We start from the raw sequence: 22520 nt of genomic DNA, 5'->3' as shown, positions 1-22520 counted from the left end.
ATCAATACCTATCAGTCTTTATTTTATCTCAAAGCGTCTGCTTTTTAACACCACGTGGGATCCAGGGTAAGCAACCTCCAGACTATTTTCGGCAGTGACCAGGATCATATTAGGCCGATAAAGCGTACTGGCTTCAAAAGCAGCTTTACCCCGATTTCTGAAAATCCCACTATTATTGGCAATTTCTCCCAGCTTCTTGATACCCTGGTCAGGTGTATCAATCCAAACCATGTAAAACTTTTTGGGAGGACTCAACCTTTCTGGCAGGGCCAGATTCGAGACGTTCAATGATATGTCATACGTCCCCTCCTTCGTTTTACTTACTTTGGCTTCAGGCTCTGCTGCAGGAACTACCCGCGAAACTGGGAAGGTGATTTTCGTAGAACAAGCGGCAAAACTGAAAATGAGCAAAACTGCAATAAAGCTATTCCTAAATGATGAGGTGCTATTGAATAAGGTTTTCATATCATAAAAGTTAGTTAGTAAATTAAGATTCAGTACATTCAAAATTCGATATACTAACCCAACAAAGTTACGTGCATTTTAGTTATCAAATCAGCTCCTTTTGTAGGATTCACCGCTCGTTGATGTTTGAAGAGATGACAATTAGTCTCCGGATGTCATGAATTTCCAGCGAACTTCTCCTATCGTATTTGGCTTGCCTTCGACTGGAGGTGACAGAAACCCTTTCCATTTTCCTTGTCCGTCTTTTTCTACTTTCAGTTCCCTCCATGTGTACGCTCCTTTTTCAAAATCAAATGAGTACCCATCGTCATCGTAGTACCGGTACCTTGCCGGCTCCTTACCATAATGTCTGATTTCCAGGTCCACTACCTCCCCTTTTTCCGGAGCGTGGAGTCTAGGCTCCATTAAGGGGATGATGCTGCCCTCCTTTACGAAAACGGGAATGCGGTCCATCCTAGCCTGCACTTCGATGATTTCTCCATTGCCAGCAAACGTACCCTCGTAAAAATCGTACCAGTTTCCATGGGGTAGAATGACCTTTCTTGAACGCTCTCCTGCAAAGAAAGGGGCTACCAACAAGGAAGGACCGGCCATGTATTGATCTTTCATTTCATTTCTCAGGGCTTCTTCATAGGGATTGGATTCGAGGTCGGTGGGTCCCTCCAAAATATCAGAACTCTCCATTTCTTTAAACCCAGGCTCCAGGTTCACTCCCCGGAATGGTGGAATACCTTCGAAATGATATTGCGCAAAACTTGAATACCAATAAGGGATCATTTGCATGCGCAAAAGTGCCATAGCCTTCACTTCTTCTTCCACCTCGGGATAGGTCCAGGGTTTGGTGCCACTGGCCCAGGCATTGATCATGGCCATGGGCGAAAATACCACCGTTTGAAACCTTCTTAGCCATTCTTCGGCCGTATCAGACGCCCTCGCCTCAGGTGTCCATAAAACACCGGAATAGCCGCTATTAATCAAAGCAGTGATAAAATCCCGGTGATTGTAGTAATCATTGTAAAGCACGTATGGAAAAGAGACACCACCTCCATTGGAAGCTCTCACCAGACCCCAGGTCCGGCGGTTTTGCTCCCTGAAAAGTTCCGTACTCTGTTTTTGAACCAGAAGTCCGTAGGTCTGTCTCATTTGTTCGGCCGCCAAGCCGGAAGGAAAGGTAGCCACATCGGGCCAAAGCCAGCGGTCGTATCCATCTACTTCATCTATTTTGTAGCCACCCACGCCGATTTCCACATGATCGCGTTTAAAATTCCCCCAATATATTTCCTCTGCCTTTTCCATGCTCAGATCAGGAACCGCTCCCGCCCAGACCGTATGACTTCCATAATAGGGTTTGAGCGTATCATAAAATTCAGCCTGAGGAGAAACATAAGGATTCATCCAAAGATTTATACTCACTCCTTTATCTTTTAGGGTTTTGGCGAGGAGTTCGGGATCAGGAAATCGCACCGGGTCCCAGGCAAAGGTATTCGGGTAGGATTTGCTTTGCCACCCCGGCTCCAGTCCAACAAAATCCAGAGGAAATCCCTTTTTTTCAAACTCATCGACCTCCCGGATAACTTCCTCCTGATCGTATAAGCGGTGTACACGCTGCGTAAATCCCAAGCCCCAACGCGGAGGTATGGGTCCACCGCCATTCAATAAATTAAATCGCTGAATCGCTTCCAAAGCGGAGGGTCCGGCAAAAACATAAAAGGTGACTCCATCAGCCGGTACAAGAATTTCTACCCCGTCCGAATAAGGACTAGCGGTCCAATTTGGGTCGGTATTCCGGTCCCTGGCCTCGGCCGGGTCTTTGCTGTTCAGTCGGGAAGCTGAGCCGGCATAAACATCCAGGTATCTGGCTGAGTTGATAAATATGCCATAACCCTGATCCGAAACATAAAAAGGAACAGGAGCATGTGTGCGGCCATTGTCCTCACCGCCATAATGGTCTACATGTAGCCTTAAAATACGCCCTCTCTGATGAATCGTTTTAAAATTTAAGCCAAAACCAAATAATTGTTCCCCTCTTTTAAGCGGGAATCTCAAATAGGTGTTACCGTCCAGGTGCCTGCTTATGATTTCTCCTTTGCTTAACGGAAATTCCGCTTCTCCCAATTTCTCCAGGGAAGCCATTTTGGGACTGGGTTCTGCCGCAGACCACAAATCATAGGCTTCTGGGGTGCCGGTGGTACCTCTCCACACTCCCGGAGCGACGGATTCCCAATGTATTTCCTGAGAGAAGGAAGGAATGGCTATAAAAAAATAAAGGAGTAAGCTACAAACTGATTGTTTCATTGGTTTCGGATTGGTTGATGGACAGTAAAGTGAGAAAAAAAAACCGAATATTGAAACAATTTCTTGCCGGATGGTAGTTGATTGCGGTGGTACAAATAGCAGATGGGTTCGTACTATTAGTAATTAACCAGTTTTTCCTCTTCCAATGCATATAAATTCCAACCAGTTACTCCTTGGTATTCTTCCTATCCTGTCGCTTATGTTCTTTATAACCTGTCCTGCTCAGGAATTATGGAAAATAAGGCAGCTGACTACAGAAGAGAAAAACCATGAATTGGATCATAACCAGAATTTTTCTCCGGATGATCGATGGATTGTCTACGACACCCGGCCGAATCCCTCCGGAATAGCCCAGAATCAGTGTATTGAAAAGGTGAATGTAGAAAATGGAAAGACCAAAATTGTGTATCAGGTGGAGGAATCCAATCCTTTCGGGCCAGGAGTGGGAGCTGTGAGTTACCACCCTCAGAAAAACCAGGTTATTTTTATACACGGTTTACCGAATGCCGATCCCCAGAAACCGTATGCGGGACACCGGCGATTGGGGAGGATAGTCGATGAATCGATGGGGAATGATGCGTACTGGATGGATAGCAGAGATGTGACACAACCTTACACTCCCGGGGCCTTACGTGGGGGAACACACCGTCACCAATGGAGTGCGGACGGAAATTGGATAGGATTTACTTACAACGATGCCTTGATGGTAGACCTGGAGAAAAAAACAGGAGCAATTCACGATTTACGGACACTGGGGGTATCCAAGCGATTAAGTCCGGCTGTAAAGGTGGATACTGCCAATTCCGATGAAAACATTCAGGGAAGCTGGTTTTCGGTATTGTTGGTAAAGGTAGTTTCCGACCCGCAACCGGGAAGTGGGGAAATCAGCCGTGCTTACAGTGATTGGTGGGTTGGAAAGCAGGGATACCTCAGGGCAGACGGGACCCTGCAACGAGCCAGGTCTTTTTTAGGAGATTTGGTAAGCGAGAAGGGAGAAAAAGTAACTGAAGTATTTATGGTAGATGTACCAGAAAATATTGATATACCCGGTAAAAACGGGCCACTTGAAGGAACCGATAAAACAATGCCCATGCCCCCTAAAGGAGCCACTGTGAAGCGATTGACCTTTACGGAACACAGGAAATTTCCCGGAGTGGCTACCGAACCCCGGCATTGGGTTAGTTCTTCGATGGATGGATCCTATATTAGTTTTCTTGCTAAAGATGATTCCGGAATTGTGCAGGTGTTTCTGGTACCTACCGCAGGGGGAGAATCATTTCAGGTAAGTCACCACGATACCGACGTGCAAAGCATGGTGCGTTGGCACCCTTACCAAAGGGAGTTTGTTTATGTATGCAACCAAGCCCTGTATCTTGGTCGGCTTGATGGTAGGGGTAAAGCGGAAAACCCTAAAAAAATCAGTCCTTTCTTTGAGACCAAACCCTTTTCACCGGTTTATTCCCGTGACGGCAATCGCTTGGCTTTTAACCGCTATTTGGACGGATATGTCCAGATTTTTCTGGCCGAAAGGCCCTGAGTCATTCCTTTAATTCGTACCAGTCAATATTGGTGAGCGGAGGGCGCCGACCGGTTTGTACTGGAGCGTAATTTTCAGAGAGGTAGTCTAAAATGGCTGCTTCCTGCTCACCTAGATCCCATAGGTTCTGCGTGCGTTGCATCCATTGGATCATCCTTTCCCAACCCTCTCTGTCGGCCCGGTTTTGGGTTACGAGTTTTGCAGAATGGCAGGCCGTACAATGGGCGATAACCAGACTCAGCCCTTCACCGGCGATCAGGCCTGTAGGTACATGGATGCCGTTTTCGATCTGCGCTTCTATTCCTTCTACCTGAAGTGGTGCTTCGGCATTTCGGGTTTCCCCCTCTTTGGGAATGGTGTCGGTTTCTGATTGTTCTGTTTGAAAATAAACTCCAATTCCGGCCAATACTAAAATCAAAAGGCCAGCACCCATCAAAAGCCGCAGGTTGGTAGGAAGGTGTTGCATAGATCAGGAAATTTTAATTGCTATCCGGTGGCAGGCATTGTTTAAGTAGCCTTTTGGATTCCAGCCTGGAGTCAACATGGGTTGACTGATCCCATCACTATCCGTGGCTTTAGCCCAAACTTCATAGTATCCCTTTTCGGGAAAAGAAATCTCAGCGTCAAAACGCTGCCAGGCAAAGGGGTTAACCGGGTCTTGTAGTCTGCAGGACTTCCAGGTAGCACCAAAATCAATGGAATAATCCACGGTTTGAACCTTTTTGGCTCCTGCCCAGGCATGGCCTCTGATGGACAGGCTTTGCCTATGTCGGAGTAACGCGCCTGACTTGGGATAAGTGATTAGCGATTTTACAGGCATGTTTTCGATGATGCACATGGCTTCATTGGGTACTTCCGCGCCGGGTTCCACTGGTTCGCAGGGAACAGAATAGGAAGGAGGTGCCATTTTTTCTCCATCATGGATTTTGTTTCGAATGGAAAGGGTATGGATCCATTTGCCCGATGCAGAGGCGGGAAATCCGGAGGCGATTAGCCGGAGGGGATGGCCATGGGCAATGGGGATATCCTCGCCATTCATGGCAAAAGCCAGTAGGGTCTGATCTTCCATGGCTTTATTCAGGGGAATCCCTCTGGAGATGGGGTTTTTACCTGGATCCCTGCTCAGGTGGGTATCTGCTCCGTAATATCCGATGTAAACCGCATCGTCATTGACTCCTACATCCCGTAAGAGATCCCCTAACCTTATCCCGGTCCACTTGGCACAGGAAACGGCACCGATGGTCCACTGATTTCCTTTTGCAGGAGGGAAGAATTCACTTCTCCCGTTTCCCCCACATTCCAGTACAAGCTGATACGAGTAGGTAGGAAATTGGGATTTTAGGGTTTCAAGGCTATAGGTTTTTTCCTGAGCCGCTGACTCTCCTCTAATGGTTAGGGTCCAGGTGTCAGGATTTATATCTTCAGGGATTAGCCCATTATTCCGGATAAACATTTTGTTTGCCGGAGTCACAGAATCGTCCAGCAAATGGGCTTGCGCTTCGATATTCCAGGGCAGGTCATTCAGTACCCGCATCTCCTCGTGTTTTCCGAAAAGGATTCCAGGATCCTGGTTTTGTTGTAAAGCGAGCGGTAGGTATCCTTCAGGGAGCGCGTATACAATTTCAGCTCCCAGCAAGGCGGCCATGGAACCCAAGCCAGCATTTTTTATAAACTTCCTTCTATTGAAAGATTTTTTCATGAATTCCCAATTATATTTTTGTAGCAAATTAGGCCTTTTTTCAGGTTTTTTCAACCCAGAATCAGGTAATCTTAGGTTACGTTGAAATAGGAGTTGAGTTCCTCTTGCATCCGATCCTTGTCCCGGAGGTCCATGATTATCTGTCCTTTTTCCAAAAGCACGATCCGTTCACATATTTCTGTCACATGGGTAAGATCGTGGCTTGATAATAAAAAAGTCACCAGGTGATCCTCATTTTCTCTCTGAATTAGCTTTTTCAGCCGGATCTGAGAACTCGGATCCAGGTTTTCAAAAGGCTCATCTAACAGTACCGCTTCAGGATTTCCCAGCAAGGCAGCGGCAATGCCCACCTTTTTGATGTTGCCTTTGGAAAGATCCCGGATGTATTTTTTATTGCCCACGATTTCGCCGTTAAAAAAGTCCGTAAATTTATTCAGGTGGAGCTGCAAATCCTCTTCCGACAAGTGATAGATTTTCCGGAGTGTTTGGAAGTATTCATCAGGACTAAGGTAAGAGAGCAACATGTTTTCATCCAAGTAAGCACCAATTTTGGTTTTCCATTGTTCTCCTTTGCTGACGTCTTCGTCGTCTACGGTGACACTTCCCTCTGTGGTCCGGACCAGATCCAGAATGGTGCGAAAAAGCGTGGTTTTGCCCGCACCGTTGTTGCCAACCAGACCAAAACACTGGCTTTTGGGGATGCTGAGGCTGGGAATATCCAGGACGGTGGTTTCACCGTAGATTTTTTTCAAAGAGTTTATTTGTATCATAATTCCTGACGAAATGCAGATGCTATTTCATATTTCATTTCAATCACCTTTTCAGCCATCAGAGAGGAAATTCGTGGAAAAACGATTAATCCAAAAGCACCTGTAGCCCCCAGAGCAACCAAGCCTGCATAGTCATTAAACCAATAGGAAAAAGGAAGAAAAACAGCATAGGGAGCAGCTAGCAGTGGAATGATGATCAAAAACTGAGAGAGCCCCATACCTTCATAGTTAAAAACAGATCCTTTATTCAGATCCATGGGTTTGGGTTTCCACAACGCCAGGAAAATAACCAGATGCATGGTGATTCCCATATTAAACAGAAAGGTGGCGGTATGAATCAGCAAAATATGCCACCCGAAATAGGCATAGGGTAGTGAAAGAACGAAGCACATTAAAGATATTCCCATGAACAACAAGTATTTTCCGCGAACAAGTGCTCTTAATCCGTTTCGTTGGTGAACATAAAAGTCAAATGCAGGCGAATTCCAGCTCAAAAAAAGCTGTCCGTATTGAGTCATGAAAATTCCCGTAATGAAGGTACCCACAAATATGAAGACATTACTAAAACCGGTATCTGTCTGGTAGGCCGGATTGTTATAAAAAATCAACCCATACAATAGAAATACCAGGCATAAGGTGAGGTAGGTACGGCTTTTCTTGTGACGAATAATTAGTTTCCACTCCAGATTTGCGATCTCTCCAGCCAGGCCAAATTTGGATAAAAATCCCAGATCCCTGTTGGCAAACTGCAGGTAATCTCCCTCGCTCAGATCCTCCAGATAAGCATTTTGGCGATAGTAGGCAAAACATAAGAAGTAACTCAGTATTAGCACGGTAAGCAACAGAATAATAGGTACGGGACTTTCGAGGGAAAAGGTAAAAACTGGCTCAAAAAAAGCGCCCAGATCAAAAAAGCCAGAATAACTAAACCCTATGCCCAGAAGTAGCGCAGTAAACACGGACAGTGTTCCGATCAGGCTATCCTCAAAGCGCTGCTTAAACCACAAAATAAACCAATGAATAGACCAACTCGTCAGCACCACCGCCACCAGCCAGGTAATGGCGGCAAAAGACCCGTAAGCCTGCTGTATTTCCACTGCTGCAAATGGTCCGAATATCAATAGGGAAATGATATTTAAAGGGGAGATAAAACTGCTTCCTAGTAAAAAGTGGATAATTTTGGATTTGGACAGCGGCAAATGAAGGAAATTTTCAAGGCTGAAAACTGGCAATTGTTGAATAAAATACCGATAAATGAGTTCCAACATAAAAAAGTAGAGCAGGCAACTATTTATAAAATGGACCGCATTCGGGACTCCTAGTACTTCCTTTACTAATCGGTTTAATACCAGTCCAAATAGAAATAAATAGGTAAGTAAAAAAAAGCCTATAATGAAAACCACTACTCCGATAGCCAGACTTCTGGTAAATGAGCTGCTCCTCATTCTTTTTAATAGTTCCAATTTTAAAAGGGGTATCAGCATTCGGGAATTCGGGTTTATTGGAAGTTCTGCCTACTCCGACAGTGGATATTTTTTCTAAAATAGAAAAAAAATAGCAACAGCCACTAAAAATTTCCCCTTTACTCTTAAATAGTAGATCTTTGAGAATCAATAAAAGCATATGGATTCTGAAATTTACATTCGACAGATGCTGCCAGATGACCTCGATGTGGCCATGGCGTTGAAAAAAACCGAAGGGTGGAATCAAACCAGAGAGGACTGGCAGTTATTTTTAAAACAGCAACCCCAGTTCTGTCTGGTGGCAGTAATAGAAAATAAACCGGTGGGTACCGTTACCGCCATTGCTTATCAAAACAGGTTGGCGTGGATCGGAATGATGTTGGTGGATCGGAAATACCGAAGAAAAGGCATCAGCAAGATGTTAATGAGAGAGATTCTTCACAGATTAGAAGGTATTTCCACCATTAAGCTAGACGCAACACCGGAAGGCCAATTTGTTTACCAACAGTTGGGTTTTAAAAAGGAATATTCACTTTGGAGATTTGTTAGAAAAGCCATCCATTCGCTGCAGGAATCTGACCGGGATGCAGGGGTAAGCCGGGTTTCCATTTCAGATCTTCCGGAACTGGAAAAACTGGATGCACCCGTGTTTGGAGCGAGCAGGGAAAAAGTCCTAGGTCATTTACTATTGACCTTTTCGGAAGGAGCACTTATGTTGAAAGAAGCCGGTGAATTGAAAGGCTATATACTCAGTAGAAAAGGGAGCAACTACACACAGCTAGGTCCTCTGGTGGCGAAAGATGAAGCGATTGCCCGAAGGTTAATCAACCAAGCCCTTACTCATTTTAATGACCAGGCACTAGTGCTGGATGTAGCAGCAAACAGACAAGAGTTGATTCCTTGGTTGGAAAACCAGGGGTTCGAACAGCGAAGAGAATTGATCCGAATGTATTTCCAGACGAATCGCTATCCGGGGATACCCGAAAAATACTACCTGATAGCCGGTCCGGAGTTAGGATAGGGAAGGCTATGTGGGAAGTAGAAGGAGGGAAGAATGGAGATATTTTAAGGGGCAAACGATCAGTTAGTTACCTCTGGTAAATAGGTAAAATCCGGGATGGAAGAGATTTAAGTTCGATTAATTTTATAACTTGCGGCAATGGAAAATTTTGTTGTTTCTGCCCGAAAGTACAGACCCTCGGACTTCAAAAGTGTGGTGGGGCAAAGCCACATTACCACCACTCTGAAAAATGCGATTAAAAACGAACATCTGGCGCAAGCTTTCCTATTTTGCGGGCCCAGAGGAGTAGGTAAAACCACCTGTGCACGAATTCTTGCAAAGACGATAAACTGTGAATCGCGTTTGGATAACGGAGAGGCCTGCAACACTTGTAGCTCCTGTGAAGCATTTAATTCCAATAGCTCTTTTAATGTTCACGAATTGGATGCTGCTTCCAATAATTCTGTGGAGGATATGCGGAACCTTGTTGATCAGGTAAGGTATGTTCCCCAAAAAGGGGAATACAAAATTTACATCATCGATGAGGTGCACATGCTATCCACCCAAGCCTTCAATGCGTTTTTGAAAACGCTGGAGGAACCACCCAAGCATGCACTTTTTATTCTGGCTACTACGGAGAAGCATAAAATCATACCTACTATTTTATCAAGGTGTCAGATTTTTGATTTCAACCGGATTCAGATCCAGGATATCAGTCACCATCTGGAATATATTTCAAAGGAGGAGGGGATAGATTATGAGGAAGAAGCGTTGAGGCTAATTGCTACCAAAGCGGATGGAGCACTTCGGGACGCGCTTTCTATTTTCGATTTGATTGTCACTTTTTCTGCAGGAAAAAAGGTGACCTATCGGGAAACCATCAACAACCTCCACATACTCGATTATGATTATTATTTTAAGGTCACGGAGGCCTTGCTGGAAGAAAGCATCTCCAAAGCGTTGTTGATATTTGATGAAATTCTAAAAAAGGGATTTGATGGTCACAACTTTTTGGTTGGCCTTAGTGAACATTTCCGGGAATTAATGGTCTGCAAGGATCCTGATACGGCCCAATTGCTTCAAGTTTCCGAATCGGCAAAGAACCGATATGTAGAACAGTCTGCACAAACCTCTATTTCGTTTTTACTCTCAGCCCTATCCATCTGCAATCAGGCAGACATGGCCTACAAAACCAGCAAAAACCAACGATTACATGTGGAGCTGGTTTTGATGAAATTGGCAAAATTACCACATGCAATTAACCTTGCCGCCCTTGCGGAAGACTCCTCAAAAAAAAAAGCGTAGCACCTGAAGGCCCCCTGGCCGAACCATCTGTCTCCAATGCCCCCATACCAAACAAAGAACAACAGCTTTCATCGCTGAAAAAATCCCATCCTATTCCTTCCAATTTGGGAGATGTCAAACGGCAAATGAAGGATCGGCCTACCCAGCAGGTAAAACAGGAGGTTCCAAAGGAAACCATTACCAAGACCACTTCTGAGGGTTCCCAACGAATACTTAGTGAAGAGGATGTGAAATATGCCTTGGAGGAAGTAAAGGAGGACTTTAAAGTGGGGCATAAAAACATGGAAATGGCACTGCTTCAACAGCCTTTTGAGGTGAAAAACCACCATGTTATTTTTTTTCTCCAGGGAGGATTGCAGGAAGATCTTTTCCCCAAGCTCAAACCCGAATTGACCGGGATTCTTCGAAGAAAATTGCATCAACCAGATTTGGAGGTGATTTTTGAAGTCAGAGTAGAGGCAGCGGATCCTGCAAAATCGTTATATACTTCGAGTGAGAAGCTGAGCTACTTGTTGAAAAAATCTCCTGCATTGAAGGAACTAAAGAACCGGTTTGGTCTGGAAACGGATTTTTAAAAGTCAACGCCTATACCAAAATTGATTAGGTTTTGAAACTGAATAGCTCTGGTAGAGGAGCCGTCCTCTTGCTCTATAAATACATTTTCGTCATAGATAAGGATGGATTCTATTCGGGTGGTAATGTATTTATTTACCTTTAGACTTACGATCGAATTAAAGTTAACGACCATATTGCCTAACTTTTCGTAGTTGGAAAATAGGTTTAAGTCTGTTTTCCAACGAACGTTTTCCATAATTTGCAGGTCGGCTGAAGTGCCTAAAGAAACCCCTGCCTCTGGACGAACCTTTTCTCCAGGAACCACTCCAAAGGCTCCGGCCCTGCTTAGGGAGTCATCCAGGACAATGGTAAACCTTCCGGTAAATGGAGAAAGTATCGTAGAAAATTTCCCGTTGTTTTCTAAGGTAGTCTGGTAATTTAAACCTGTAGAAGATTGTACGTAACCGGGACTTAACAAGTCAGAAATTCTATTTCTGCTTTCTCTTTCTGCTCCCGAAGGTCTAAAATACCGGTATCCTTCCAGCAACTGAGTTCTGGCGTCTATTTGAGTGGACAGGTATATTTTTTCACTTAGCTGCCTCCCATATTTACTGGAGAAATTGAAGTTATCGTTCGATTTCCGGGTAGGAAAGGCCCTGCCGGACTGCCGGTTGATACCATAGTTTAACGCTAACTTGGTGTCCCAGATGATATTCTCTTTTTTGTAATTCGCAAAAATCTGTAGTCCTGTGTTTAAAGCAAAAGAACTGGCTCCCCCTGCGGCCCAGTTACTTAAACTTACCTGCTGCAGACTGAGGTTGAAATTACCTCCGGTTTCCCAGTAAACGGGAGGGGCTTCCGTAGTAAATATCAGGGAGTCCCCCAACATGACCAAGGTATCGCCACCAATTATGACGGTATCTGCTTTGGACAAATCCTGTCCGTATCCGAAGCGGGCGACCAACAACAAAAGTAACGTAAAACAAATCCGGTAAGACATGGTTTTTTTCAGGTGAATGGCAAATATAAGGTCATTTCCTTTGATTTATTTTTTAATCTCCAGTTTTTGTCCCACAGAAAGGACATTGTCCTGGCCAATTTGATTCCAGACCTTCAACTCGTCCACGGTGACTCCGTATTTTCTCGAAATGGCATAAAGGGTGTCGCCGGGTTCAACCAGATGTTCCAATACCCGCGGAGTGGGCTCCTGTATTGGCACCTTAATTTCCTTTCTGGACGTAGGAGGGGCAATAGGAGTAGTCTGGCTTTCTTTTTTTTGTACAGGCGGCGGGGTGGTCGCCTGGCGGTTTGCAGGAGTTAATTTCACCCGGGCAACTGTTTCATTTCTTTTGTAATACTTCCGTAAGCGCAACACCATTCCGGGCATAAGTTGCTCGTCGCGGTAGACCCGGTTCTTTGCCATGAGGGAGTGAAGCCGGATTCCGTATAGCTGGGATATGCCCCAAAGGGTTTCGCCCACCTGTACAACATGTTCAGCCGGCTCTCCTTTACTCTTTTTTCTTCGGGTATAATAGTACCTGCCGGCCTGTACCGGATCGGTTGGCTTTAAATCATTGGAACGTCTAAGTTTTCTTTCGCTAATCCCAGCCTGAGAGGCAAGTTGTCTTTGGCTGCTGCTAGTGGCTAAAATCCCCTTAATACCATTGATTTCGATTTCCCTGGGCTGACTGGCATTTGCGGTATTGCCGCTCACCTTCGGGAATCCCCGAGCATTTTTCCGCAAGGGCACCAACCCATCGTCAGTGGCCACAGGTGGGTTGCTTACCAGTACCGGTCTTTCCGGAACAATTCCGTTCAGAATATAGGTAATTACATAGGTACGATCCCCAGGAATTTTTCCACGGCTGGCCCATTTGTTGTAATTCCTGAGATGACTTTCACTCACGCCAAGTCTTTTTGCAACAGCTTTTAAATCGGTAGGTCCTTTAACAGGGTATTCGTGCAAATAATCTCCATTGCTAACGGTTTTACCCATTTGGCCTTCATAAGCTATTTTATGGGCCAGAAATTTTTTTAGGTACCAGTACGTTTTTCGGTCCAGGTCCATTTCGCGTTGCCCCTTATAGCGACCCTTGAAGTAATTATTGGCTCCGCCAAGACCCATTTGGTAGGAAACGAGTGTGATGGCCCAGTTGTCCAGGTATTTCTGGTGCTTTTTCAGATAAGTGGCAGCCCCTCTGGTGGAGGAAACGATGTTTTTTCGTTCGTCAATTTCCCGGTCTACCCGGAGTGATACTTCCTCGGCCGTACCTTGTTTGAATTGCCAGAAACCGACCGCGTTTGACGTAGAGACGGCATCCGAAATCAGGCTGCTTTCCTGGATGACCAGGTATTTAAAGTCGGTTGGGACCCCTTCTTCGCGTAAAACCCGATCGACGATGGGAAGGTAGAGATTGACCCGATCCAGTTTTGTCTGAAAATGAGAAGGACTTCGGTACTGAGCATTAACCTCGGCCTGAATCTCATTTTGCAGGGCACCATTCAGACGAAGAGTCATGCCCGCAAAATAGATGGTTTGAGGCACTTGTGGTACCTGCCCAATCGCGATTGAGAAACTGGAAATAGTAAAAAGGAAACCAAAGAAAAATGTTGTCTTCATGGTATTAGTGATACTTTCTTGCTAGCATGATGCCATCCCGAATGGGTAATACGACATTTTCCACCCGTGAATCTTCCAGTACTTTTTGATTGAACGCCATGATGGCAGCCGTGTCTTTGTCGAGCTTTTTCCGGTTTCTGGCAAGCACTTTGCCCGACCAAAGAATATTGTCGGCTGCAATCCAGCCTCCCGGTTCCAGCCTTTCAACGACCAGATCGTAGTAATTGATATAGTTTTGTTTGTCTGCGTCTATAAATACAAAGTCAAACGTTTCTTTTGTCTCGGCCAACAGTTCGAGGGCATTTCCCAATCGATAATCGATTTTGTTTTCCAATCCCGATTGCGAGAAAAACTCACGGACCATGGGTTCAAGTTCCCGGTTGATATCCAAGGTAATAATCATTCCTTCTTCAGAAAGCCCACGGGCCATACAGATGGTAGCATAACCGGTAAAAGTTCCAATTTCCAAGACCTTTCTGGCACCACTCATTTTGACCAGCATTTCCAAAAATTTTCCCTGCAATGGCCCTGAAAGCATGCGGGGTTTCAATACCTTCAGGTGGGTCTGACGGGTAATATGTGCAAGTAATTCATCTTCAGGGCTGCTGTGAGCTTCACAATATTCCCATAAGTCTTCGCTTATCATATCGGCTTGGGTAAATAAGTAAGAAAACTGAAGCGATCCACATCATACACTTCATTAGCTAAATCCTGCAGTTCCTCCGCTGTACAGGATCTGATTTTTTTGAAAATTTCTTCCAGGGATTCAATTTTTCCCTTGTCCAGCAGGTTCTTTCCATAAACCAGCATCAGGCCGGAGTAGTTCTCTTCAGCCATGGCCATCTGTCCAATGGTTTGTTCCTTGCCCATATGAAGTTGCATGATCCCCAGCTTTTTCTCCCGAATTTTCTGAATTTCCCTTAAGACAATTTTTCTGGCCTTTGCCGCCGCTTTTTCTTCGGTCCCATAATAAATTCCTATGAACCCTGTATCGGTGAAGGCTTGATAAACGGACTCAATGCTGTAGGCCAGGCCATGCTTTTCCCGCAGTGCCATGTTGAGCCGGGAATTCATACTGGGGCCTCCCAATATGTTGTTGAGCAAATAAAGTTTAAATCGCCTTTCATCGAATATGGACAAGGCAGGTTTTCCCAAGGCACAATGTGTTTGGGTAATCTCCTTGTATTGAATGCCTGTCGATGGTTCGTATCCGTTGACAGGCTGCCTTTTTGCCAAGCTTTTTGTAGCAGGAATGCTGCTTAGCAGCGGTTCCAAGGTCCGAAGGGCTTTTTGGAAGCTAATATTTCCCACTACGGAGCATACGACCCGGGAACTGTCCAAATGCTGGCCTACAAAATTCAGAAAATCCTCTTGGCTAAATCGGCCGACAGTACTTTCAGTTCCCAGAATATTATATCCCAGGGAATGATCTGGGAAAAGCAACTTATCAAATTCATCCTGAATGGCATCATCTGGAGAATCTCTATACATGGCCATTTCCTCCAATATCACCTGCCTTTCTTTATCGATTTGTCTTGCTGGGAAGGTACTGTTAAAAGTGATGTCACAAAGCAGTTCTGCCGCCTTTGTCCAATGCTGCCGCAATACCGTTGCGTAAAAACAGATTTTTTCCTTGGTCGTATAGGCATTCAATTCGCCGCCTACCGAATCCAGTCGGTTGATGATATGGAAAGCCTTTCTTTTTTCAGTGCCTTTAAAAGCCATGTGCTCCCAAAAATGGGCCAACCCCTCCTGTTCTTTTTTTTCATCCCTACTGCCGATATCCAGTATAAACCCACAATGTACCAGTCGGGTGCTGTTTACTTCCTGATGTACAATTCTGATTCCGTTTGCTAATTCTTTAATCTGATATACCATGCTACGCTTTCCAAGACACAAAAATAACAGCAAATATGGGGAAAGAAACCGGGAAAATGAAAAATTGAACCCAAGGCGATTATTTTCTGAATGGTTTATTTATGGATTAATTTTAGTCGTTGAATTTTGCCAGCATAATGAATTTCAACTACTAGCAGGCCTCTTGGAAAATAGGGCGCCCATTGGTCCAATTCAAGTGGAGCCCTGTTCCATTCGGTTTTGACCACAATCGAGGTTCCTGGGCCAATGATTTTTATACGGAGTGGAGTCTTGGAAAGTAGGTCTGGTCCCCGATAACTCAGGAACAAGGTCTCTTCTTGCCAGGGATTTGGATAAATTACCCAGTGTTTCGTTCCTTTCGCGATTTGGGTGACATCTGCTGCTACCGTTTGGCTGAATTCATAGCTTCCATCCATGTTGTAATGGCAAATCCTGTAAAAAACCCGGTGACCAGTGCTGGCTGTCAATCGGTCTTCGAATTGGTACTGAGTAAGTTCGTTGCTGTTTCCTTTACTGGAAATTACTCCCAAGGTTTCGAAATTAGCTATGTCCTCAATAGCTCGTTGAATTTCAAAATGGCTGGATTCCCTTTCCTTTAACGTAGTCCATTTTATGGTAACTGTGCTGGGGTCGGGTTGAACCCGGGCTTCTACTTTTCCCCAGGTAATCGGCAAGGCTCCGAAATACAACACTTCAAAATTCCAGGTACTGGTACAACCAAAAGCATCGGTCACAATAAGGGTGTATTCTCCGGCTATCAGGTCGATGAGATCTTGCTGGCTACTACTAAATCCATTCGGCCCTGTCCAGGCAAAGGTATACGCTCCACTGCTTACCATGGTCAGGTCTATGGCTCCATTTGGGTTTTCATCGTCAGTGTGGTCGGTGAGGGTAGCTGTCAGATCGGTTGTTACCGGGACGTCCACCGCCGAGCTGAAAGTGTTTTGAGTTCCATTGGCGTCGGTGACCGTCAGTTCGGCCGTTCCCGGACCATTAAATTGGATTACAGGATTTGCCACGGTAGCACTGCTACTGACAGCATTGGTAAAGGCCCAATTGTATTGATAGGCTTCTCTTCCGCCATTGGTGGTACTGGTAAAAGTAACTTCAGAGCTGCCACTCACCGGACAGGCGGCACTGTATTCAAATTGCACGGCCAGAGGAGCATCCACTACAATATCTATGGTTTTCTGGCATTGGGCAGCAGGGTAGTCATTACAAGCATAGCTGGTTGAGTAATCCTGCGCGTTCGTTGTCCAGGCCAAAAGTGGGTTTTGGAGGATTACTACCTCCCCGCATGTCCATGATAATGGAAATTGGGAAAGGGTCAGGGTATCGGAAGTGGTTTTGGCAGAGGGAATTGTTCCAAAGAAATAATTTAAATACAGGGAAGAGTCTCCCACCACCAGATCGGCGAACAAACGGCCGTTATCCACAGGACTTCCGGAACTAGTAGTGTAAGTAAAGGAAATGTACGTGGTTTGCTCCACACCTGGAGTACAGGTAAGCAGGGAATTGGTGATGGGAGTCCCGCTGGCGTCACTCAGATATACCGATTCTATTGTATAATTGCTGGAAGTGCAACCATTGCTGCAATCCCTCAGGTCCAGAAGGTCACTTTGGTTTTGGGAAAATCCATGAATGGAAAATCCCAAAATCAGGAGCACCAAAAGCATTATTTTCCGGATCAGAACCATTTTTATTAGTATAAAATTCTATATAAGTATAAATCTAAGCTTTTGTTATTGATGATTAGTAAAAATACAGAATATAATTTTATTTTCCTATTATTTTAAAATTGAACAAGGTTTCGTATAAAGAGGTATTTGGGTAGGTATCAGCAGCTTTTTCGTAAAAATTCTGGCTGGTAAGGTGAGTCAGAAAAAAGTTAAGTTTTTTTAATTTATTTTTCTGAAGTGAAATGCAGTTTATAGGAATCGATTTACATTATTCATTTTTTGTAATTAAAATGGTGTTAATGAGTTGATTTTCATCTTAGTTAGGGGTTTGGTTATTCTAATTTTAAACGCGACCTTAGCAATGGAATAGGCTTTTAGATATGAAAATAGTCGGTTTTTAAGGTTAAATTTTTAATTCTATTTATTATGAAAAATCAAACAAAATTAGTGTTGGCCAATCTGTTTGCGCTGGTGTCGGTTTCGTTAATCTTAGCGATTGCTAGTATTAGTAACCTGGATTTAACGCTGGGTTCGGGAGCTTTACTTCCGCAGATTTTGTTGGTATTGGTCCCTCAGTCAGGGTTTGTTTATTTGCTTTGGAAAGTTTCCAGAGACTCAGGTCAGGAAGTGCTGGCTTGATTTTTTAAACGGTTTTATATTTCGGTTATTACCGCTCACCAGCCTTCCGATGAAGGAGGCTTGTGGGCGGTATTTTTTGTTGATTTCCGCGGAGCTTGGTAGGTATTCTGCCTTTCCTGGGTCCGTCTGCTCAACTCCTTTTCCTACATAGGTGAACGAGGAGTAAATCCATCGTTTTTTGGTTTATAAAACCTTTTTATTGCAAAAAGGCAATACCTTAAGAACTTAAAAATAAATTAACTGGTATGGCAGGCGGGGCAGCAGTAGAAACAGCCATTGGAATTTTGGTAAGCTTCTTTTGCAGTTTTGACCGCATCCTGACACCTGGTAAATCTACCTAATGCTTTTCTGTTTTGCGATTCCGGAAGATGATCACAACTTTCCACGTGTACCTCATGGTCTCCATTGGATTGGGCGTTGGTATTTACATAATAATTCTCAAACATATTGGGTTTATTTTATTCGTTAACTTAAGTTATATTTGACCAAGAATGATGCCGGATTGCTATTTTTCCATATAAAAATACTGGACTTGACTAGTTCCATGTATTAAGTGGGTATTTAGAGAAATAAGAAGGGTATTGGGATGAATAGGCAAAAAAAGGACTGAAATCCTTATTTCAATGTGAGAAAGTCATTCAAGGGGGATGCTTAACAGCACTCCGAATTCATCCGGGAAGTGGATGCTTACCCGGGCATGGATCGCTCCCTGTTCGTCATAGAATATGGCTTTCCTTTCCAATGGGACAATGGCTTCGTGCCATACATTTGGGTGAATATACAAGCCCCTCCCTCCGGTCACCTTAAACGCTACAAAATCCTCCGGTCTGGCCCCGTCGCCAGGTAAAGCCAAGGCTGTAATAAACGGTTTTCCATCAAGCGGAAAAAACAATTGCCCGCCGTCAGGGTGATAATTGGCATGCCATAGCAATACCTCTGTTGGTTTTTCGGTGGAACCTGGGTCTGCCATTTCTGGTAACTTACTCCAACCAAATAAGTACTCCGAACCTACGGCATGGTTTTTACCTCTGAAAAAATCGCCCTCCCAGTAAAATTCAAAGTCACCTGAAACGGTTCCGGCCTCGTCTCCGGTACCTTCGTCTATTTTCCGCCAACCGGAAGCCGGCCAACGGACAATTTCAATCGGGAAGTGTCGGTATTCGTCTTTGCTGACCAGCCTGCCGAACCCTTTCAATGAGGTTTCGGTAGCCTGAACCAAAGGCACTTTTACCGTATCGATTCCGTGTGGGACCTGTGGGTTTTTATAGTCAATTTTCATTTTCGATGTGGAAAGGTGTGATTACCTATTGATTAGGCGAAAGTTAAAAATAAAGAAATTGGCTATAAATCCGCAGATAATCTAAGGAATATCGACTAGCATTTCGGGCCAACCAGGGAAAAAAATAATCATCGATCTACTACTTTTTTTACTTGAAACCAATATAGACCTATTATTTTATCTTTTCTTTAAAAAGTCATCGCTAACCCATCATCAATACGGGTAAATTTTAACCATTTGATTAATTTTATCTAACCTCTTAGGGTGATTAATTCCTTAAAATTCAATGATTTAAAAGGGATAACCTATTTTTAAAAATCATGAAAATTGACTATTGGAAGAGAAACCACCTAATGTCTTCATCTCAGTATTTTTGAATTGCTACCAAAGCCTTGATTTCATAATAATACTTAGTTGAGGGTGAAGTTAAAGAATTAGAAAAATGCATCTATTTGAGAGCGTATTAATAAACCATTAAGTTTGAAGTGAGGTTTTTTTATTTTTCACCCAGAAATCTGTGTAGAGAATTAGTTTTTAAACAGGTATTAATTCATTCTGCGGAAGGCAAACACTGGATTTTGCAAACTGCTATACCAATCAATTTCAATTATATTTGGTTATTGTAACAATTGGCACATTTTTTTCTGTATTTATCTTTAACCATTAATCAATTAAAACAAAATGATTATGATGAAAACAGTAAATTATTTATTTGCAATAGGAATTACCGGTTTTGCCTTTGCCTGTGGGCCAGGAAACAATAATTCCGGAGAAGAAACAAGTATGGAGCAGGAAATGGAAACCAATGAGATGGCGGCTCCTGAAATGGAAACCAAATCCGCTGTTGCCATTTTGTCCGGTGCTAGTGGTAGCAATGTAACCGGTACCGCAACATTTACCAGCCTGGAAAATGGCAAGGTTCGTCTGGTAATGGACGTCGAAAACCTCAGTCCTGGAGAACATGCCCTGCACCTTCATGAGAATGGCGATTGTAGTGCAGCTGATGCTACTTCTGCCGGAGGTCACTGGAATCCAACTGGAGATCCTCATGGGAAAAGAGGTGAAAATGGATACCATAGTGGAGATATTGACAACATGGTAGTCGGAGACGATGGCGTCGGTACACTTGAAATGGAAGTAGAAGGATGGACTATCGGTGATGGGTCCGATTCGGATATCCTCAATAAAGCCGTTATTATCCATGCCGATGCCGATGACTTCACATCTCAACCTTCCGGGGCTGCAGGTTCCAGAGTGGCTTGTGGTGTGATTCAGGCAGGAAATTAATTCCGAAAGGAACATAATCCTACAAAAATAAATCCCGATGGAATTTCCATCGGGATTTATTTTTTGTCATCCGTTAAATAGGCCGTAGTTATGAAATGGATTTTTCAAATGCTAATGAGAATTAATAATAGTGGTCTGGTGTAAGTGCTTCTCAGTTCAGAAAGGAATGAAGGGGGCAGAAAGTTATTTTCTATCCCCTTACATGGTAAGCTGTTATTTTTGAATTCCATTCATCCAGCATTTACTGCTGGTTGTCTTCCAACCCAGGCTACTACTTCTTCTTTTCAATATTGCTTTGTAAGGCATAGGGTGCCAGGTGTTCCCTATTTTTGGTGTCTAGTGTTTTTTCGAAATAGGACGTAGCAGAATGGTCGTCAATAAACATATGGTCGGCGCCAACGCATTCAATGAGATTCCATTTGTTCAATACGTCCCGGATTGGCCCTTTTGTTCCGGTAATACATATATCAATTTTTTCCGCCCGCCAGTCTTTTATCCATTCATAGAGTGCATGGGCACCTGTGCTGTCCATACTGGTGACACTTTCCATATTGAAGATGATCATTTTGGTTTGTTGATTTCTTTCGATAAGCCATTGGCTCATTTTGTCTCGAATGTATTCCACGTTAGCGAAGTAAATGGGGCCATCAATTCGAACAATCAGCAGATTTGGGTTGAGTTCGAGATCAGAAAATCGCCGGATATTTCTGTATATTTGGGTACCAGGCACACGACCTAATTGTGCCATGTGCGGTCGGGAAGCTCGGTAGATCACCACCAGCAGCGAAAGAACCATACCAGCGATAATTCCTGTCTCAATACCCATGGTGAGGGTAATTAGAAAGGTGGCGATTAGCATGGCAAAATCTGTTTTATCTTTTTTCCAGAGATTGACAGGCTCCTTGAGATCTATCAGACCTGCCACGGCCACCAGCACCACAGCCGCCAAAATGGCGCTGGGTAGGTAATAAAACAAACCGGTAAAAAACAGTAGTGTGAGTAGGATCAGAAAGGCACTGATTACGGAAGCCATGGTTGTTTTTGCTCCTGCCTGGTTGTTAACAGCAGTTCTCGAAAAACCTCCGGTAACAGGGTACCCCTGGAAGAAGGAAGCACCAAAATTGGCGAGACCTAATGCCATTAGCTCCTGGTTGGCATCCAGCCTGTAATTCTTGTGTTTTGCCTGAATGGTTTTTGCCACTGCGAAACTTTCTGCAAAGCCTACCAGAGAGATGGTAAGTGCAATGGGAAGCAGCGTTGACCAGCCGCTAATATCAAATGAGGGCATGGAAAAGCCAGGCAAACCGCTCGGAACATCTCCCACAATTTTTACTCCGCTTTGCGTTAATCCAAAGCCCCAGACCAGCAGAATTCCTACCACCACCGCAATTAAGGGCGCGGGAAGTGCCGGATGAATTTTTTTGCCAAATTTGATAATAACGATTCCCAGCAATCCAATACCAAAGGTGAGCCAGTGAATATCTCCAATATTTTGGTAAATAGCCATTAGCATTTCCTGGATATGCTCACTATTGGGAAGGTTGATTTTAAAGAGGTGCTTAATTTGACTTAGCCCAATGATAATCGCTGCTGCTGAGGTAAAGCCGTTAATAACGGGGTGGGAAAGAAAATTTACAACAAACCCCAGCTTAAGTGCTCCCATTGAAAATTGGACCAATCCCACCAAAAACGCCAGGGTGAGCGCATACAGTAAATATTCGCCCGGAGATGCGGGTCCCAGACTACTGATGCCGGCGGCGGTCAACAGGGATACCATGGCTACGGGTCCTACTGCAAGTTGTCTTGAACTGCCAAAAATTGCATATAATAGCAAAGGAACCGTGACCGCATACAATCCGTGTATGGGTTCCAGACCGGCCAGCATGGCATAAGCCATACCTTGTGGGATTAGCATGATCCCAACCGTAATGCCTGCAGATAAGTCCCCCTTTAAATACGTTTTATCGTAATGGGGGAGCCATTGCAAAAAGGGTAAATATTTTTTTATTTCCATCGGAGTCTTCTTTTGTACACTTCTATATAATGATC

General features: G+C 44.1%; 20 protein-coding genes. 6 read left to right on the top strand and 14 right to left on the bottom strand.

Going from position 1 to position 22520, the window contains the following annotated elements; genetic code table 11:
- Nucleotides 1-18 precede the first annotated feature (18 nt).
- Nucleotides 19-465, bottom strand: a complete 447-nt coding sequence (locus GKS34_RS09850) for a hypothetical protein (RefSeq protein ID WP_163384652.1) — start codon at nucleotides 463-465, stop codon at nucleotides 19-21.
- A 141-nt stretch (nucleotides 466-606) separates the two neighbouring features.
- Nucleotides 607-2760, bottom strand: coding sequence for a glycoside hydrolase family 31 protein (locus GKS34_RS09845; protein ID WP_163384651.1), 2154 nt, complete (start codon nucleotides 2758-2760; stop codon nucleotides 607-609).
- Nucleotides 2761-2959: 199 nt separating this feature from the next.
- Between GKS34_RS09845 and GKS34_RS09840 the strand changes: the two genes are divergently transcribed.
- Nucleotides 2960-4297, top strand: a complete 1338-nt coding sequence (locus tag GKS34_RS09840) for a DUF3748 domain-containing protein (protein ID WP_240459263.1) — start codon at nucleotides 2960-2962, stop codon at nucleotides 4295-4297.
- 1 nt (nucleotide 4298) lies between these two features.
- Here GKS34_RS09840 and GKS34_RS09835 read toward each other — a convergent pair whose 3' ends face one another.
- From GKS34_RS09835 to GKS34_RS09820, 4 genes are all read right to left on the bottom strand, one after another.
- On the bottom strand, nucleotides 4299-4763 hold the full coding sequence (locus GKS34_RS09835) for a hypothetical protein (protein ID WP_163384649.1): 465 nt from the start codon (nucleotides 4761-4763) through the stop codon (nucleotides 4299-4301).
- A gap of 3 nt (nucleotides 4764-4766) precedes the next feature.
- Nucleotides 4767-5996, bottom strand: coding sequence for a sulfite oxidase (locus tag GKS34_RS09830; protein WP_163384648.1), 1230 nt, complete (start codon nucleotides 5994-5996; stop codon nucleotides 4767-4769).
- Nucleotides 5997-6067: 71 nt separating this feature from the next.
- Nucleotides 6068-6766 (bottom strand): ABC transporter ATP-binding protein, encoded by a 699-nt coding sequence (locus tag GKS34_RS09825; RefSeq protein ID WP_163384647.1) that lies wholly within the window; start codon nucleotides 6764-6766, stop codon nucleotides 6068-6070.
- On the bottom strand, nucleotides 6763-8250 hold the full coding sequence (locus tag GKS34_RS09820) for a DUF5687 family protein (protein ID WP_163384646.1): 1488 nt from the start codon (nucleotides 8248-8250) through the stop codon (nucleotides 6763-6765). The genes GKS34_RS09825 and GKS34_RS09820 overlap by 4 nt, the downstream gene beginning before the upstream one ends.
- Before the next feature lie 139 nt (nucleotides 8251-8389).
- On the opposite strand from GKS34_RS09820, the gene GKS34_RS09815 reads away from it, so the two are divergent.
- From GKS34_RS09815 to GKS34_RS09805, 3 genes are all read left to right on the top strand, one after another.
- Nucleotides 8390-9250: a GNAT family N-acetyltransferase gene (locus tag GKS34_RS09815; protein WP_163384645.1), complete on the top strand. Its 861-nt coding sequence runs from the start codon at nucleotides 8390-8392 to the stop codon at nucleotides 9248-9250.
- A gap of 138 nt (nucleotides 9251-9388) precedes the next feature.
- Nucleotides 9389-10534 (top strand): DNA polymerase III subunit gamma/tau, encoded by a 1146-nt coding sequence (locus GKS34_RS09810; protein WP_163384644.1) that lies wholly within the window; start codon nucleotides 9389-9391, stop codon nucleotides 10532-10534.
- A 125-nt stretch (nucleotides 10535-10659) separates the two neighbouring features.
- Nucleotides 10660-11109: a DUF8493 domain-containing protein gene (locus GKS34_RS09805; protein WP_163384643.1), complete on the top strand. Its 450-nt coding sequence runs from the start codon at nucleotides 10660-10662 to the stop codon at nucleotides 11107-11109.
- Here GKS34_RS09805 and GKS34_RS09800 read toward each other — a convergent pair.
- From GKS34_RS09800 to GKS34_RS09780, 5 genes are all read right to left on the bottom strand, one after another.
- Nucleotides 11106-12089 carry a DUF3078 domain-containing protein gene (locus GKS34_RS09800; RefSeq protein WP_163384642.1) on the bottom strand — a complete coding sequence of 328 codons (984 nt, stop codon included), beginning with the start codon at nucleotides 12087-12089 and terminating at the stop codon, nucleotides 11106-11108. The genes GKS34_RS09805 and GKS34_RS09800 overlap by 4 nt on opposite strands.
- 45 nt (nucleotides 12090-12134) lie before the next feature.
- A complete protein-coding gene (locus GKS34_RS09795; protein WP_163384641.1) occupies nucleotides 12135-13709 on the bottom strand; it encodes a LysM peptidoglycan-binding domain-containing protein in 1575 nt (524 codons plus the stop codon).
- A gap of 4 nt (nucleotides 13710-13713) precedes the next feature.
- Entirely contained in the window at nucleotides 13714-14355 is a 642-nt protein-coding gene (locus tag GKS34_RS09790) for an O-methyltransferase (protein ID WP_163384640.1), read from the bottom strand.
- Nucleotides 14352-15587: a M16 family metallopeptidase gene (locus GKS34_RS09785; RefSeq protein ID WP_163384639.1), complete on the bottom strand. Its 1236-nt coding sequence runs from the start codon at nucleotides 15585-15587 to the stop codon at nucleotides 14352-14354. Before GKS34_RS09785 ends, GKS34_RS09790 begins: the two co-directional genes overlap by 4 nt.
- A gap of 95 nt (nucleotides 15588-15682) precedes the next feature.
- A complete protein-coding gene (locus tag GKS34_RS09780) occupies nucleotides 15683-17284 on the bottom strand; it encodes a hypothetical protein (protein WP_163384638.1) in 1602 nt (533 codons plus the stop codon).
- 408 nt (nucleotides 17285-17692) lie between these two features.
- Between GKS34_RS09780 and GKS34_RS09775 the strand changes: the two genes are divergently transcribed.
- Entirely contained in the window at nucleotides 17693-17905 is a 213-nt protein-coding gene (locus GKS34_RS09775) for a hypothetical protein (RefSeq protein ID WP_163384637.1), read from the top strand.
- A 236-nt stretch (nucleotides 17906-18141) separates the two neighbouring features.
- Here the strand turns inward: GKS34_RS09775 and GKS34_RS09770 are convergent, their stop codons facing one another.
- Together GKS34_RS09770 and GKS34_RS09765 are read right to left on the bottom strand one after the other, a co-directional pair.
- Nucleotides 18142-18351, bottom strand: a complete 210-nt coding sequence (locus tag GKS34_RS09770; protein ID WP_163384636.1) for a hypothetical protein — start codon at nucleotides 18349-18351, stop codon at nucleotides 18142-18144.
- Between the two features lie 188 nt (nucleotides 18352-18539).
- Complete coding sequence (locus GKS34_RS09765; protein WP_163384635.1) at nucleotides 18540-19184, bottom strand: ureidoglycolate lyase; 645 nt, start codon at nucleotides 19182-19184, stop codon at nucleotides 18540-18542.
- A 687-nt stretch (nucleotides 19185-19871) separates the two neighbouring features.
- Here GKS34_RS09765 and GKS34_RS09760 point away from each other — a divergent pair.
- Nucleotides 19872-20471, top strand: coding sequence for a superoxide dismutase family protein (locus tag GKS34_RS09760; RefSeq protein ID WP_240459262.1), 600 nt, complete (start codon nucleotides 19872-19874; stop codon nucleotides 20469-20471).
- Nucleotides 20472-20742: 271 nt separating this feature from the next.
- Here GKS34_RS09760 and GKS34_RS09755 read toward each other — a convergent pair whose 3' ends face one another.
- Nucleotides 20743-22485: a SulP family inorganic anion transporter gene (locus GKS34_RS09755; RefSeq protein ID WP_163384634.1), complete on the bottom strand. Its 1743-nt coding sequence runs from the start codon at nucleotides 22483-22485 to the stop codon at nucleotides 20743-20745.
- Between the last annotated feature and the right edge of the window lie 35 nt (nucleotides 22486-22520).

This window comes from Cyclobacterium jeungdonense (assembly GCF_010994275.1).
GTDB classification, from domain to species: domain Bacteria; phylum Bacteroidota; class Bacteroidia; order Cytophagales; family Cyclobacteriaceae; genus Cyclobacterium; species Cyclobacterium jeungdonense.
Note: the sequence above shows the minus strand (reverse complement) of the source record. Positions and strands in the feature narration are given on the sequence as shown.

Excerpts from the sequence above, each read along its gene's own strand:
- GKS34_RS09850 (WP_163384652.1), bottom strand. The coding sequence starts at position 465 with ATGAAAACCTTATTCAATAGCACCTCATCATTTAGGAATAGCTTTATT.
- GKS34_RS09845 (WP_163384651.1), bottom strand. The coding sequence starts at position 2,760 with ATGAAACAATCAGTTTGTAGCTTACTCCTTTATTTTTTTATAGCCATT.
- GKS34_RS09840 (WP_240459263.1), top strand. The coding sequence starts at position 2,960 with ATGTTCTTTATAACCTGTCCTGCTCAGGAATTATGGAAAATAAGGCAG.
- GKS34_RS09835 (WP_163384649.1), bottom strand. The coding sequence starts at position 4,763 with ATGCAACACCTTCCTACCAACCTGCGGCTTTTGATGGGTGCTGGCCTT.
- GKS34_RS09830 (WP_163384648.1), bottom strand. The coding sequence starts at position 5,996 with ATGAAAAAATCTTTCAATAGAAGGAAGTTTATAAAAAATGCTGGCTTG.
- GKS34_RS09825 (WP_163384647.1), bottom strand. The coding sequence starts at position 6,766 with ATGATACAAATAAACTCTTTGAAAAAAATCTACGGTGAAACCACCGTC.
- GKS34_RS09820 (WP_163384646.1), bottom strand. The coding sequence starts at position 8,250 with ATGCTGATACCCCTTTTAAAATTGGAACTATTAAAAAGAATGAGGAGC.
- GKS34_RS09815 (WP_163384645.1), top strand. The coding sequence starts at position 8,390 with ATGGATTCTGAAATTTACATTCGACAGATGCTGCCAGATGACCTCGAT.
- GKS34_RS09810 (WP_163384644.1), top strand. The coding sequence starts at position 9,389 with ATGGAAAATTTTGTTGTTTCTGCCCGAAAGTACAGACCCTCGGACTTC.
- GKS34_RS09805 (WP_163384643.1), top strand. The coding sequence starts at position 10,660 with ATGAAGGATCGGCCTACCCAGCAGGTAAAACAGGAGGTTCCAAAGGAA.
- GKS34_RS09800 (WP_163384642.1), bottom strand. The coding sequence starts at position 12,089 with ATGTCTTACCGGATTTGTTTTACGTTACTTTTGTTGTTGGTCGCCCGC.
- GKS34_RS09795 (WP_163384641.1), bottom strand. The coding sequence starts at position 13,709 with ATGAAGACAACATTTTTCTTTGGTTTCCTTTTTACTATTTCCAGTTTC.
- GKS34_RS09790 (WP_163384640.1), bottom strand. The coding sequence starts at position 14,355 with ATGATAAGCGAAGACTTATGGGAATATTGTGAAGCTCACAGCAGCCCT.
- GKS34_RS09785 (WP_163384639.1), bottom strand. The coding sequence starts at position 15,587 with ATGGTATATCAGATTAAAGAATTAGCAAACGGAATCAGAATTGTACAT.
- GKS34_RS09780 (WP_163384638.1), bottom strand. The coding sequence starts at position 17,284 with ATGGTTCTGATCCGGAAAATAATGCTTTTGGTGCTCCTGATTTTGGGA.
- GKS34_RS09775 (WP_163384637.1), top strand. The coding sequence starts at position 17,693 with ATGAAAAATCAAACAAAATTAGTGTTGGCCAATCTGTTTGCGCTGGTG.
- GKS34_RS09770 (WP_163384636.1), bottom strand. The coding sequence starts at position 18,351 with ATGTTTGAGAATTATTATGTAAATACCAACGCCCAATCCAATGGAGAC.
- GKS34_RS09765 (WP_163384635.1), bottom strand. The coding sequence starts at position 19,184 with ATGAAAATTGACTATAAAAACCCACAGGTCCCACACGGAATCGATACG.
- GKS34_RS09760 (WP_240459262.1), top strand. The coding sequence starts at position 19,872 with ATGATGAAAACAGTAAATTATTTATTTGCAATAGGAATTACCGGTTTT.
- GKS34_RS09755 (WP_163384634.1), bottom strand. The coding sequence starts at position 22,485 with ATGGAAATAAAAAAATATTTACCCTTTTTGCAATGGCTCCCCCATTAC.